This is a genomic window from Pseudoalteromonas sp. RWi3 (assembly GCF_054960735.1).
Genome location: NZ_JBHNYL010000001.1, coordinates 796,965 through 811,094 on the forward strand (window position 1 = coordinate 796,965; position 14,130 = coordinate 811,094).

Here is a 14,130-nt window from a genome sequence, read left to right on the forward strand (position 1 = left end):
ATAATCATAGTTTTTAAAATGCAGCAAACATGGTAACTTCATAATAGACTTAATGAAAGTATGTTTACTAGGACAAGAAACGTTATGGTGATTTGGATTACTGGCTTACCGGGCTCAGGAAAAACAACGATTGCCACCAAATTGCAACAGCAACTTCAAAGGCAAGGCATCAACCCAATCATATTAGATGGTGACGAATTGAGGGAAGCACTTGGGAATCAAGCATATGATACTTTTTCGAGAAAAAAATTAGCGATGACTTATGCTAAAATATCAAGCTTACTTAATAATCAAGGACATACTGTAATCGTTGCAACTGTTTCATTATTTCATTCAGTACACCAGTGGAATAGAGCCAACAACACTAATTATTTGGAAGTATTTATTAAACCTTGCCTTGATACATTGCATAATCGTGATCAAAAAGGTTTATATTCTAACAAATGTGATTCGTTAGGAGCGCGCGTTGGTAAACAAGTGCTCCCTGAATATCCTCAATCGCCTGATCTTGCAATTAATAACAATACGGAACAAGATTTGCATTGTAATATTCAAACATTACTTCACGAAATTTTTATTAGATTAGATGATGCCTCAGTTAAAACTTAGTAATAAAGCAAACACTCTGAAAGAGTTAAAAGGTAAACTATTAAATGCAAAAATATTACCTTTAGAAATCATCAGTGCAAAAGAACTGAACGGAGTTTCAGAACATGCTCTACGAAAAAAACTAGAGCACTTAGGTAACGAGCTAATAATAAGAAGCTCATGTTCTCAAGAAGATAATCACCATCAATCTAATGCGGGTGCCTTTTTAAGCTTATTTGTCAAAAAGGAACAAAACTTAATTGAAGCAATTAAGCAAGTATTCTCTAGCTACTCTACTGAGCATATGGATGATGAAGTCGTGTTAATTCAGCCGGCTTTAACAAAGATTAAACACTGTGGTGTCCTTTTTACAAAAGTTGCCGATACTGGAGCCCCATATTATGTAATTGAAGATGATACAAGTGGTGATTCCGATGCTGTTACTTCGGGGACTAAACCTGTAGACACTTATTATATCAGGCGAGATAACTCTAAATTTGATAAGCAGTGCTTTTATGATCCCCTTATTAAATTAGCTCGCGAACTAGAAGAACAATACAGCTGTGAAAGTTTAGATATTGAGTATGCTATAGACAAAACAGGCCAAGTTTGGCTTTTCCAAGTGAGGCCGTTGTTAACACCTGTTATTTACGAACCAAAATATGAGTTTTCTGAAGTTTTAAACAAAGCGAAAAAACATTTTCTTAACCTTTCACTCCCCTCTCCAATTATTCATGGGAAAAAATCTATTTTTGGTATTATGCCTGATTGGAATCCTGCTGAAATAATTGGCGTAAAACCAAAGCCTCTTTCACTGAGCCTTTATAAAGAGCTGGTTACAGATTCAACGTGGGCTTATCAACGAGATAACTATGGTTATAAAAACCTGCGAAGCTTTCCGTTACTTATTGATTTTTTTGGTCTGCCATACATCGATATTAGAGTAAGCTTTAATTCATTTCTACCTAAAAACTTGCCAACTAGTTTATGCGATAAACTAGTTGAACACTACATTGAACAACTTGAGACTCAGCCAAATAACCATGATAAAGTCGAGTTTGAAATAGTCCAAAGTTGCTATACCTTTGATATTCACGAGAGGCTTAGTAACATGAAGAGTAAAGGGTTTACTGATGAAGAATTATCTACTTTAAAAGAACACTTACTGGCGCTGACTAATCAAATTATCAATCCAAGATCAGGCCTTTGGATACAAGATTTACACAGAATTGAAAAACTTAAAGAAAGACAGAAAAAAATATTAAACGGTATAAGCTCTAAAGAAGCTCAAATATACTGGCTTTTAGAGGACTGCAAACGATACGGTACCTTACCTTTTGCAGGTCTTGCAAGGGCTGGGTTTATTGCTGTGCAGTTACTTAATTCTATGGTGAATAAGTCTCTTTTAAGCCAAAAACAAGTTGATACATTCTTGAACTCATTAACAACCGTAAGCGGCCAGATGAGTGATGATTTCAATCGGATGCCTTTAGATAGCTTTTTAAGTCATTATGGGCATTTAAGGCCTGGAACTTACGAAATTACATCACCTCGCTATGACAGCCAAGATGCGCAGTACTTTTCTAATTCAGCAACAACGGGTAGCTTCAAAAATCTACATGAAGAGTTTAATATTGATAAAGAAAGCTATGTTCTATTAAATGAGGCCATTAAAGAGCATAACTTATCACACAACGTAGATTCTCTATTTCACTTTATTCGATCAGCGATCGAAGGTAGAGAGTATGCCAAATTTATCTTTTCAAAATCATTAAGTGATGCTTTAGAAATTTTTGCGAGCTTAGGTGCCCAATACGGTTATTCTAGAGAAGAATTATCTTTTGCTAATATAAATATTATTTACAATGCTTATTCTAGCGCTGATGATTTTGCAACTTTATTACACAACTCAATAAAAGAAGGAAAAAATAAGTACCAACTTGCTCAGCAAATTCATCTACCTCCATTAATCACAAGTTTAAGTGACTTTGATTTTTTCAAATCTCCTGAACTTAAACCTAACTATATTACTCAAAAGACTATTTTATCAGATGTTGTCAGTGGTGATTTGACTGAGCATGATTTGACTGGAAAAATAGTTATGATAAAAAGTGCGGACCCCGGATATGACTGGATTTTTTCTCATAGTGTTGCAGGGTTCATCACTGCATATGGGGGGTGTAACTCCCATATGGCTATCAGAGCAAATGAGATGGGCATTCCAGCAGTTATTGGTATAGGCGAAGAGAGGTTTAAGGAGCTTTGCAAGGCCAGTAAGATTGAAATATCCTGCTCAACTGAACAATTAAGAACGATACAATGAGTTTAAAAATCGCAGTTGTTGGTCAACTAAATCAGACTAAATATGATGAAGTACATACAAGCTTGGATAATGCGTGGTTCGAGTTATTAGCTGAACTTGACTGCTCTATCCACATTCTGCCAAATCACTTATCCAGTGCACAAAAATTACTCGAAACAGTTAAGCCTGATGCATTTATATTATCTGGAGGAGGAGAATTTTCCTTTGATTTTGACACTGATCCTCGCAGTCAATTAGAAGCATTCATTTTAGCCAAATATACACATTTACCTATATTAGCCGTATGTAGAGGAATGCAAGCAATGCACTTGTTAGCAGGCGGAAAGCTTAAACAAATAAATGGCCATGTAGCGAAACATTATCCTATTGTGTTTGCAAATAAAGTGACCTATCAAAATAGTTACCATAACTTAGGTTTTGACAATTGTGCGAATGACTATATTACACTTAGCTCGGCTAAGGATGGTATTGTAAAAGCAATGCAACATAAGCAGCATCAATGGCTTGGGATAATGTGGCACCCCGAAAGAGCTAATAAAGACCACACATTTAATCTAAACCTAATGAAAAATTTATTTTTTAAGGTTCTATAATGAAAATTCTTACTTTAGCAGCAGGAAGAGGCTCTCGCTTAGAGCACCAAACGGAATCAAAGCCCAAATGTATGACTGTCGTACAGAATAAGCCAATCCTATTTTGGCAACAACACGCACAAGAGCTAGCAGGTGTATCGATTCAAGCAGCAGTCCTTGGTTACAATGCCGATAAAATAGCAGATTTTTTTCAGCAGATATTTATCAATAAGAATTGGCAAAGTACAAATATGGTCAGCTCATTATTACAAGCTAATGATTACTTTCAAAGTGAACCTGTTATCCTTTCATACTCTGATATCGTTTATCACCCAAGCGATCTACTAAGTTTAGCTCAAGTATCAGGCGATATTGTTGTAGCATATGATAGCAACTGGTTGTCTCAATGGTCGCAACGTTTTGAAAACCCTCTAACAGACGCCGAAACATTTAAGCTATCTGAGAAGAATCACATTACTGAAATTGGAAAAAAACCACTCTCATTATTAGATATTGAAGGCCAGTTTTTAGGTTTAATTAAAATTACACCAAAGGGTTGGGAAAGCATATCATCATACTTAGCTAAATTTGATGAATCAGAAATAGCCAAATTTGATATGACAAGTCTACTTCAAGCTTTAATTGAAACAGGTATTCCTGTTATAGCACACAAAGTCCGTCATAATTGGTTTGAAATTGACTCTCTAACTGACTTGGAAGTTGCAAACCAACAAACTGAATTGTTTGATTGGGAGCAATCATAATGGACGATGTTGCTGTTTCTGTTGCAATAAGTTGCTATAACTTTGAAAACTATATCCGTGAGTGTATTACAAGTATATTATCTCAGCGCACTGATTTCACTTTCGAAGTGATCATTGTTGATGATGCATCAACTGATAATTCAGCCAATATCATACATTCACTTATAAGCAACAACCCGAAGGTTAAATTTATACAACAACAGACAAACAAAGGATCTGATGCGACAAAGCAGTTGGCTTGTAAATTAGCAAAAGGAAAATATATAGCCTTTTTAGATGGCGATGATGTTGCATATGCCAATAAATTACAAATTCAATATGATTATCTTGAAAACAATCCAGATTGCAGCTGTTGCTATCATGATATGGCAATGATTGATAAAGACTCAAAAAATTTAGGCGAAAGCTACTTTGAGAGGTTTTACAATCAACAATATATTCCTGATAAAGCCGGAATGGAACATCTAGTTCAATATGGTACGTTCTTAGTAGCCTCAAGTCAGATGTTTATTACCTCTGCATTCAAAGAAAACTTGCTACCAAAAAACTTAAACTACATCCAAGATTTTTATTACCACATACATACCGCATCTAAAGGAAGCTTCGGTAGGGTAAACCAAACATTAGGCGCTTATAGACAACATGAACAAAGTTACACAGGGCAAATAGCTAAATCAAATCAAAAACGTTTGGATAGTTTAAATGACATATTATCCGCGTGCGATTTCGCGAAAAGTTTAGGATGTTCTGAGTTAGTTATTCAAAAAGGAAAAATGCATTTTTACTTTGCAGCATCAATTTACTTTGCCAAGAAAAATGAAAAGAAACTATTCTCAAATTTAATCAATAAATCATCTAGCGGCTATAGCTTTTTTGATGAACGCCATGAAAGCATATATCTACTAGCAAAACAGTCTGTAAGTGAAGCTATTGAATATATTAACTCAGCTAACTTTAAATGATAGATGCACTTTATAACTCTCTTTTAAACTGTTGAAGTACCTTAGGCATTTTATATGAAAATTTTAGTAACTGGTGGTGCTGGTTTTATTGGCTCTGCCGTAATTCGATTTATAATAAATAGCACCTGCCACTCTGTAGTAAATATTGATAAGTTAACTTATGCTGGTAACTTGGCGTCATTGAGAAGTGTCGAGAATAATAAACGCTATACATTTGAACACGTAGACATTTGCAATGCTCAAGATATTGAGACTGTATTCGAAAAACATCAGCCTGATATAATTATGCACCTTGCAGCAGAAAGCCATGTAGATAGATCAATATCAGAACCCGCAAACTTTATTAATACTAATATTGTTGGGACATATATCTTGTTAGATCAATCCTTAACATATTGGTCAAAGCTTCCACAAAAAAAACAAGCACTTTTCAAGTTTCATCATATTTCTACTGACGAAGTCTATGGGGATTTACCTCATCCAGATGAAAACACAGGAGAATTACCGTTATTCACAGAACAAACTTCTTACAAACCAAGCAGTCCCTACTCAGCAAGTAAAGCAAGTGCAGACCATTTAGTAAGAGCATGGGCGAAGACATATGGTTTACCAACCATAGTAACCAATTGCTCAAATAATTATGGTCCATTCCACTTTCCAGAAAAATTAATACCGCTCACTATTCTGAATGCAATCAGCGAAAAAAGCATCCCCGTATACGGTAAAGGTAATCAAATTCGAGATTGGCTCTATGTAGAAGATCATGCAGAGGCCCTAATGCTAATAGTTACTAAGGGCAAGGTTGGAAGTACATATAATATTAGCGGCCATAACGAAATGAAAAATATTGAAGTGGTAAAAAACATATGCAACATTCTAGATGAATTAAGGCCAAAAGAAAAACCATATAAAGAACAAATTTGTTTTGTGGAAGACCGTAAAGGACATGATATGCGCTATGCTGTAGATGCTAGTAAGTTACAAAACGAGTTAGAATGGCAGCCTAAAGAAACATTTGAAACAGGGTTGCGTAAAACAGTTATATGGTATTTAGAGAATCAAAAGTGGATTGAAAGTTCACTATCTAACAACTCTCAACTACTTAATCATCATTTAAAAAAAGAAGATTAATATTATGAAAGGAATAATCCTTGCTGGAGGTACAGGTTCGCGGTTGTTTCCAAGCACACTTGCAGTATCTAAGCAACTAATCCCTATATATGATAAGCCTATGATTTATTACCCCCTTTCAGTATTAATGCTTGCAAAGATTAGGGATATTCTCATCATAACAACGGTGAATGATCTTCCTTTATTTCAGCGACTATTAGGTGATGGCAACCAGTATGGTATTTCTATTCAATACGAAATACAAAATAAACCAGCAGGTGTTGCTGAAGCTTTTATAATAGGAGCTGATTTTATAGGAAATGATAATGTAGCCCTTATTTTAGGAGACAATGTTTTTTGGGGGCAAGGATTAAGCCCTAAGCTTGCAAGAGCCCTTGAGAATAAGCAACAAGCTACAGTGTTTGCATACCAAGTTAATGATCCATCTCGATTTGGTGTAGTTGAATTTGATAAGGACTATAAAGCTATTTCTATTATAGAAAAACCTAAAAATACGCTATCAAACTATGCTGTAACAGGCTTATATTTTTACCCAAATTCAGTTGTAGAAATTGCAAAAAGTGTAACACCTTCATCTCGTGGAGAGTTAGAAATAACATCAATCAACCAAGCTTACCTAGAAAAAGGTAAACTTACAGTTGAAATTTTAGGCCGTGGTTTTACATGGCTAGATACAGGCACTCATGACAGTTTATTGCAAGCCTCTCAATTTGTTGCAACTGTAGAAAAAATGCAAGGTTTTAAAGTTGCTTGTTTAGAGGAGATTTCTTGGCGAAATAACTGGTTAAAACCGCATGATATACTCAAAAATAGTTTACACCTACCTGAAAGTTATAAATATTATCTCTCTGAGCTTTTTAAGAAATAAGGTATCAATATGATTCATGTCCAAAAACCTGTCTTGCCAGATAGAGCTATTCTAGATAAGTATATTGACCGTATTTATGAATCCAATTGGTTAACTAATAATGGTCCATTAGTACAAGAGTTGGAGCAAAAAATTTCTACACTGTTAGGCTGCAAAAATGTCATATTAGTCTCTAGTGGTACTTCTGCTCTAGAAGTTGCAATTCACGCTGTTGCAGGCACAGGTGAAATAATTACTTCGCCTTTCTCATTTGCAGCAACAACCCAAGCAATTGAATTCACTGGAAGGCAACCTGTATTTTCAGATATCTGCCCTCGCACATTGAATTTAAATGCAGCATTAGTTGAGGAAAAAATAACCCCAAACACGGCAGCTATCTTACCTGTCCACGTTTACGGCAATCCATGTAATCTACATGAATTTGCTGAACTTTCTAAACGTTATAACATTCCTGTTATATACGATGCCGCACACTGCTTTGGTATAGAAGTAAATGAACAGTCTATATTTAATTTTGGTAGCATCTCCGTAACGAGCTTACATGCAACTAAACTATTTCATACAATTGAAGGCGGGGCAATTTTTACTAGTGACGATGACTTAGCAGTTAAAATAAGAAAAATAACTAATTTTGGTATTCAGACTGACGGTACAATCCAAGGGCCAGGCACCAATGCTAAAATGAATGAGTTTGAAGCTGCCATGGGGTTAGCAATTATTGATGATATTAATACTATAATTTCAAAAAGAAAAAAGATATGGGAGCTGTATTATCACAACTTAAAAGAGCTTGTAAGGTTTCAAGTAAAAGAAGAATGTACAACTAATAATTACTCATACGCTCCAATTTTATTAAAAAGCGAAAAGTTATTACTGCGAGTAAAAAATGCACTTGAAGAGCAAAGCATTTTCCCTCGCAGATACTTCCACCCTTGCTTGAATGACAATGACAATACAACGCCTATAGCCAATAATATTTCAGAGCGCATATTATGCCTACCTATATACCCATCATTAAGCATTAATCACGTAAGTAAAATAATCGAAATTATTAAACTTACTATTAACGCTTATAATGCTAAATAAGACCTAGATTTTTTGATGTTTAATAGAACTCCCAGTCACATTTATCAAATAAATTCGCCTCACAGTGGCTTTTCATATCCTTTAAGTACGACACCCATAGACTATTAAGACTTCTATAAACATTCAAAGAGTCTTCTGTACTGTTGTACTTAAATAAATTAGTTATCATCGGACAATGATAATAAAGTAACGACCCCTTAATTATATGAAATATATGGCTATATATTGACCCTCTATAGGCATATAAATAACGTTGTTGTCGCTTTAATATATCAGCAGCATCTTGAACATTATCTACTGGTCCACTCGCAAGACTAATTAAATGCTCAAACGCTGACATTACCTTATCAATACTAAGCGCACTTTCATTCAATCTATCTAGTCCGGCTTCATCAAACTCACTTTTTATAATGTTAACAAAATAGTGTTTTTTGACGCTTGGCAATGACAATAACGTTGACGGCTCCACAGGAATACAACCTTCAATAAAAGCACCACTCCCTACATTATAAATCGTAGCCGAAAATAATTTCACTAAATCTTTAAGCTGTTGATGTGACACTCTATACAGTTGATTCGTCTCGACCTTACTCCCAAGGTTGCCTTTTAAATAGCCATCATTAGTACGGCGAGACTTATATTTGTATTTACTTTTATGGCCTTCATTATAAATACTAAACTGCGAATGATGCTTCCCATCTAAAGTTGCACCGTTATCAACCCCAAACAAATAAACATCATTAAAGCCTAAGTGTAAAGCAAATGAGAGTCCTGTATTTGCTACTAATGGATTTGAATAAGAGGTTGCTTTCAGGTTCGGCTTTTGATGTAAATAGCGTTGAATATTAATAAAATCAGTACCAGCCTCACTTCCTTTCATTGCTAACCCTGACCATGCATACAGTTCTGTAGTATCTGGGTATACAGTATTAACAGCAAGCAAGTTGAGTTTTGCATATACTTCTTTGCTCGCCATATCTAAAACAGCTTGGTAATTTCGGTAAGGCCTTTCAACAAGAATATGAAAATCTGGAGTTATTCCCATCTTGAGCAATGATGTTAGGGCTGTACCGCACGCAAAAATAATAGCATTATCTTGGTTTTCTTTTAAAAACTCTTTTGCTTCATCAAGTGAAGGACCATTCCCTATAACAAATACAGGTAAGTCTCTCAGCTCTTTAACAGGCTTTTTACTCGCTGTATAAAAAGGTATATTATTCCTTAAATGATGATATGAATGCGATAGTCCCGTTACTGCATCATTGTAAAAGCCATGCCCAAATTGAAACTGAAAATACTCTGTAAAAAAATTATTAATCAAAGAGTTTATTTCTGGCATAGGAGAGTGCTGAAAACAGAAACTTCTAACAATTGAGAAGGCACCAATGTCTTCAGTTATATTTTTTAAATCTGTTACTAATTCTTGCTCCGCCACCCCCAGAAACAAAAATAGACATCCACCTTGTTCATCTATTTTTTCAATAATCTTATACCAATCAGTACAGAATAAACTTGCAAAAAACTGTTCAAAATCAGGCTCAATTATGAAGGTATAATCAAATTGGGTTCTATTGAATAATAAAGGAAGATGGTAGCCTAACCCAATACCAAAAATTACTGCACTAGAGAACCTCTCAGGTAGGGACCCCATAGGCTCTAGTTTTAAAGATTCCTTTATATCAGTCAACTTTTCACCTAACTTCATCATATACTCTATGTGAAGACGGGTATCATTACTTTTTTTAGGATAATTTTCGTATTCTGTAAGTGTAAATATTGGTTTAGATATTGCCGAAGCTACTTGTTTTGTAACTTGTTCTATGGGGTCGTCTGAGTAAAGCGGGGAATTGTTACTTTTGGTAACAAAGTTACCATGGCCTGACTTTGTTACATGGATACAAAAGTCATCTCTGGTTTGGTAGTTCTTAATTTCTTTACCGATCTCTGGGTAATACTTTTCAAAGCACTTGAGGTTTAGTTCAAAACGAAGATTGGCACTTTCAGCAAATACTTGTTCACGGTCATTTTGTTGCACCGAATCATCCAGCTTTTTAGATAAATCATCGAGCTGCTCAACTATTTCTACATCTTTATTCATCAACAAGCCTATTTGATGTTTTGTATATATTAATCTTCTTCTGGGTATTTAAATGTACACCAATTTTTTTACCAGCTTCTAATTTTTTCTTATTAACTTTTTTTAGTAACTCATTGAAAGTTGAGTTGAAATCTGATAGTGATTGAGTTTCAATTGAGGTAAATTCAAAGCCTGAATTAAACAGTGTTTGCAATTGATTGTTTAATAATTCCAACTCATGCTGAGCGTCGTCTAATTCATCACGTTCAATTTCTTTTTCAATACTGGACAAAGTTAAGTTTAATTTGTCAATATTACTAGCCGACATTAGCATCTATACCGTTTTCGTTAAGTGTCTTTTCACGAATATCATGTGGTATGGCATCCCACGCAGACTTTATCTCTTTAAGTAGATTGGATACTTCATCAACAATTGCCGGATCATTTTTAATGGTTGCGTCAACTAAGCGGTCAATCATATAGGAATACAATGCATATAAATTTTCAGTGACTTCACCACCCACCTCAAAATCTAAACACCCTCTCAAAGCTTCAATAATCGAAGTGGCTTTAGATAAGTGCTCGGCTTTTGCTTCCATATGTTTTTTTTCGATCGCAACTTTCGACATCACCATTTTTTCAATCGCACCAGCCATTAACATCTGAATTATTTCATAACGATCAGCACCAGCAACGCGAGTTTTGAGTGCTTCTTTTTGATAATTTTTAACTTTGGCGTTATACATATTAAACCCTTGTAAATCAAAATATATTTATGACTTGTTTCGTGTAAATCCTGGCAAGCTTGACAACTGAGCGCTCAAATAAGTTTGAGTAGATTGCATTTGTGCTAAAAGAACATCCAATCCAGAATATTGCTTTCTTAGACGCCCTTCTAGTTCGCCCATTCTAAATTCATGATTTATTACGTCATCCTCTAAATCTTTTATTTGAGTATTAAGGTTACTCTCACGCTGCTTCATTATACCGTCAGAGTCAACGTAGTTGCCTAGAAGTGCCTCAAACTGTTTCGCTAAACCACCCTCACCAGCAAAAGCTTTACCTATATCGTCAAAATTCTCATCCATCGCAGTATTAAGACTTCGCACTAGAGATGATTTTTCAAGATACCCGTCTTTTTTAACACCAATACCTATATCGAATATACTTTCAAAAGGTCCCGCATCAGTTAAGTTTGTAGACAATGTGTTTACAAGTTGTGCACTTAGCGAGCGAATTGTGGCGTCACTATTTAAAGGCTTACCAACCCGAGACTGAAATCCTAATTGCCCAATCACATTGTTATAATTAGCAATGAAATCATCAATTAGCTTAGTTGCACTTTCTCGGTCATATTCTACCGCTAATTTAGCAGTTTCACCGTCAACGCTTTGACGTTTAGCAGTTATAGTCATATCTTGAACTGCATCTTTGAAAGTATTCGTATCGTTAGTAATCGCTATACCATCTACTTTGATAACAGCATCTTGCGCTTGGTTCTCAGCTGAAATTCCTATACCTCCAGCACCACCAGCATTGGCAACAGTTGATACATTATCAAGTTCGGCATTATCATTAGTAATTACGAGATCATTCCCAGTACCACTAACAGAAGATGTAAGAACTAATTTTGCTTCAGTACCCGTATTTATTATATTAGCTGTGACGCCAAAGTTATCATCTGAGTCATTAATAGCATCGCGAAGCTCTGCTAACGTTGCGCCAGCGTCAACGGTAAGGTCAAAACTTTTATCTGCACCGGCAGCAAACGAAAGAGTGCCCCCGGATGCGGTAACAACATCATCCGTCGAAATAAATAAGCCATCATTTGATACAGCGCGACTGCCTTGTGCAAGCTCGACAACTTCTATATTAAAGTCACCTGGAGTGATATCTGATGTCGGAGATACGGAAATCAAATCACCATCATCGCTTGTTGGTTGGGTTATGTTAGCGATTCTTTTATTAAAGTTATCAGGATCCGCAAGATCTTCAATCGTGTCTTGTAATTTAGAAAGAGCGCCTTTAATTTCTCCAACAGCTGAAAGCTCAACTTTTAGAGACTCTTCTTTTTTTACAAAGGCATTCATTTTTGGCACGTTTTCAGCATCCACTGATGCCTGGATGATGCTTTCGAGGTCTAATCCGGATCCAATACCTGCGGATGTTATTAGTGGCATAATTGTCTCCTACTTCGATGTACCAAAAATGTTAAGCAGTTTGATTTAGTATCAAACCCTTGTTAGTTAGTTTATCGGCAAACTCTTCTAAAGCTTTAGCCACTTCACGAAACTCTTCTGTTGGAATCTCGCGTATGACCTCTTCACTTTTTTTATCAAAAACTTTGATAATTGGTGGATCACCATCTTCATCGAATTCAAACTTTAAATTTGTAGAAGCAACAGGAATATATTTATTTAACTTCTCTAAATTTTCTTTTACTTCATCAATGAGTGCTTTTCTTTCACCTTCAGAATCAAGCTTTTGACTATCATCAATAAATACAGGCTCTCTATTAGCAAGTTTAGGGCCAGCTTCACTAGCATTAGCTTTACTAGTAGCTTCGTTCTCCGCATTTTGATTTAACAGAGTTGAGTTTGACGGTTTACTCTCACTAGATTTAATAATTGCACTTACATCAGCCATAGCCGCTCTCCTTCAAATTACAAACAAAGTATAAGTCATTATCGAACTTAATGCTCAATAATGACTTATATGACCAACTAGCCTAGTAGCGATAAAGCTACCTGAGGACGCTGATTTGCTTGACTTAGAATAGATTGGCTCGCTTGCTGTAATATTTGCGATTTTGTCAAATTAGCTGTTTCAGAAGCGAAATCAGTATCTTTGATTCGCGATTTAGCAGCGCTTAAGTTCTCAGAGATATTTGACTGATTACGTATAGTTGATTGAAAACGATTTTGTACCGCACCTAATTCCGCTCGTTTTTTATCAACCACAGCAATCATAGCATCCATACCAGCCATAACAGCTTGTGCATTTGCTTGTGAAGATACACTAATACCTGTCGCAGTGAAAACATCAGCAAATGAAGTATTATCGGCAGAAGCACCTACTTGAGAACTAATTGTTCCCGCAGTAGCGCTTAAACTAGCGCCTGTTACAGCGCTTGCAACGCTGGCGATACCAGACATTGTGAAACCACCTGCAGCAGTAATTGAATTCGCAGTGCCACCAACATCCTGCATACTGAAGCTAATATTCTGTACTGCATCAGCACCAACTTGAAAGTTCGCCGAGAAGCTACCATCAAGTAAGTTTTGACCACCAAAAGTGGTATCCGCAGCAACACGATTAACTTCTTCAGATAACGAGCGAATCTCTTCTTGGATTGCTAAACGGTCTTCATCAGTATTTGAGCCATTAGATGCTTGTTGCGCAAGTGTACGCACACGTTGAAACATTGATGTTGTTTCATCTAATGCGCCTTCCGCAGTTTGTGCTAGTGAAATACCGTCGTTAGCATTTCGGTTACCTTGGTTCAAACCATTTATTTGGCTAGTTAAACGGTTAGAGATTTGCATACCTGCAGCATCATCTTTTGCACTGTTAATGCGAAAGCCTGATGATAGGCGTTGAAAAGATGTATCGAGCTGGTTGCCAGATTTCATTAACTGGCGTTGTGCGTTCAATGAACTCACATTAGTATTTACATATAAAGCCATAATAGCCTCCGCTTTATCATTTGAGTAAAATAATAACGGGATACCCCTACCCTGTTACTATTCCAAATTAGAG

14 protein-coding genes are annotated in these 14,130 nt (G+C 35.9%); 8 read left to right on the top strand and 6 right to left on the bottom strand.

What is annotated here, in order from left to right; translation table 11 throughout:
• Positions 1–84: 84 nt before the first annotated feature.
• The 8 genes from ACFI4Z_RS03445 to ACFI4Z_RS03480 are packed head-to-tail and all read left to right on the top strand — an operon-like array spanning position 85 to position 8,294.
• Positions 85–609 carry an adenylyl-sulfate kinase gene (locus ACFI4Z_RS03445; RefSeq protein ID WP_462669321.1) on the top strand — a complete coding sequence of 175 codons (525 nt, stop codon included), beginning with the start codon at positions 85–87 and terminating at the stop codon, positions 607–609.
• Positions 590–2,911: a PEP-utilizing enzyme gene (locus tag ACFI4Z_RS03450; protein ID WP_462669322.1), complete on the top strand. Its 2,322-nt coding sequence runs from the start codon at positions 590–592 to the stop codon at positions 2,909–2,911. The genes ACFI4Z_RS03445 and ACFI4Z_RS03450 overlap by 20 nt, the downstream gene beginning before the upstream one ends.
• Positions 2,908–3,504, top strand: coding sequence for a gamma-glutamyl-gamma-aminobutyrate hydrolase family protein (locus ACFI4Z_RS03455; RefSeq protein WP_462669323.1), 597 nt, complete (start codon positions 2,908–2,910; stop codon positions 3,502–3,504). Before ACFI4Z_RS03450 ends, ACFI4Z_RS03455 begins: the two co-directional genes overlap by 4 nt.
• Complete coding sequence (locus tag ACFI4Z_RS03460; RefSeq protein ID WP_462669324.1) at positions 3,504–4,247, top strand: phosphocholine cytidylyltransferase family protein; 744 nt, start codon at positions 3,504–3,506, stop codon at positions 4,245–4,247. Before ACFI4Z_RS03455 ends, ACFI4Z_RS03460 begins: the two co-directional genes overlap by 1 nt.
• Entirely contained in the window at positions 4,247–5,209 is a 963-nt protein-coding gene (locus ACFI4Z_RS03465; protein WP_462669325.1) for a glycosyltransferase, read from the top strand. The genes ACFI4Z_RS03460 and ACFI4Z_RS03465 overlap by 1 nt, the downstream gene beginning before the upstream one ends.
• A 54-nt stretch (positions 5,210–5,263) precedes the next feature.
• Positions 5,264–6,340, top strand: a complete 1,077-nt coding sequence (gene rfbB / locus ACFI4Z_RS03470; RefSeq protein ID WP_462669326.1) for a dTDP-glucose 4,6-dehydratase — start codon at positions 5,264–5,266, stop codon at positions 6,338–6,340.
• A gap of 4 nt (positions 6,341–6,344) precedes the next feature.
• Entirely contained in the window at positions 6,345–7,208 is an 864-nt protein-coding gene (gene rfbA, locus ACFI4Z_RS03475; RefSeq protein ID WP_462669327.1) for a glucose-1-phosphate thymidylyltransferase RfbA, read from the top strand.
• A 9-nt stretch (positions 7,209–7,217) separates the two neighbouring features.
• Entirely contained in the window at positions 7,218–8,294 is a 1,077-nt protein-coding gene (locus ACFI4Z_RS03480) for a DegT/DnrJ/EryC1/StrS family aminotransferase (protein WP_462669328.1), read from the top strand.
• 19 nt (positions 8,295–8,313) lie between these two features.
• Here the strand turns inward: ACFI4Z_RS03480 and ACFI4Z_RS03485 are convergent, their stop codons facing one another.
• The 6 genes from ACFI4Z_RS03485 to ACFI4Z_RS03510 all read right to left on the bottom strand — a co-directional run bounded on the left by ACFI4Z_RS03485 (position 8,314) and on the right by ACFI4Z_RS03510 (position 14,057).
• Complete coding sequence (locus ACFI4Z_RS03485; protein WP_462669329.1) at positions 8,314–10,392, bottom strand: motility associated factor glycosyltransferase family protein; 2,079 nt, start codon at positions 10,390–10,392, stop codon at positions 8,314–8,316.
• A complete protein-coding gene (locus tag ACFI4Z_RS03490; RefSeq protein ID WP_462669330.1) occupies positions 10,385–10,699 on the bottom strand; it encodes a hypothetical protein in 315 nt (104 codons plus the stop codon). Before ACFI4Z_RS03490 ends, ACFI4Z_RS03485 begins: the two co-directional genes overlap by 8 nt.
• Positions 10,689–11,117: a flagellar export chaperone FliS gene (fliS, locus tag ACFI4Z_RS03495; protein WP_462669331.1), complete on the bottom strand. Its 429-nt coding sequence runs from the start codon at positions 11,115–11,117 to the stop codon at positions 10,689–10,691. Before fliS ends, ACFI4Z_RS03490 begins: the two co-directional genes overlap by 11 nt.
• A gap of 27 nt (positions 11,118–11,144) precedes the next feature.
• Positions 11,145–12,551 carry a flagellar filament capping protein FliD gene (gene fliD / locus ACFI4Z_RS03500; protein WP_462669332.1) on the bottom strand — a complete coding sequence of 469 codons (1,407 nt, stop codon included), beginning with the start codon at positions 12,549–12,551 and terminating at the stop codon, positions 11,145–11,147.
• Between the two features lie 31 nt (positions 12,552–12,582).
• Positions 12,583–13,017: a flagellar protein FlaG gene (locus ACFI4Z_RS03505; RefSeq protein WP_462669333.1), complete on the bottom strand. Its 435-nt coding sequence runs from the start codon at positions 13,015–13,017 to the stop codon at positions 12,583–12,585.
• Between the two features lie 77 nt (positions 13,018–13,094).
• Complete coding sequence (locus ACFI4Z_RS03510; protein ID WP_462669334.1) at positions 13,095–14,057, bottom strand: flagellin N-terminal helical domain-containing protein; 963 nt, start codon at positions 14,055–14,057, stop codon at positions 13,095–13,097.
• Positions 14,058–14,130: the final 73 nt, after the last annotated feature.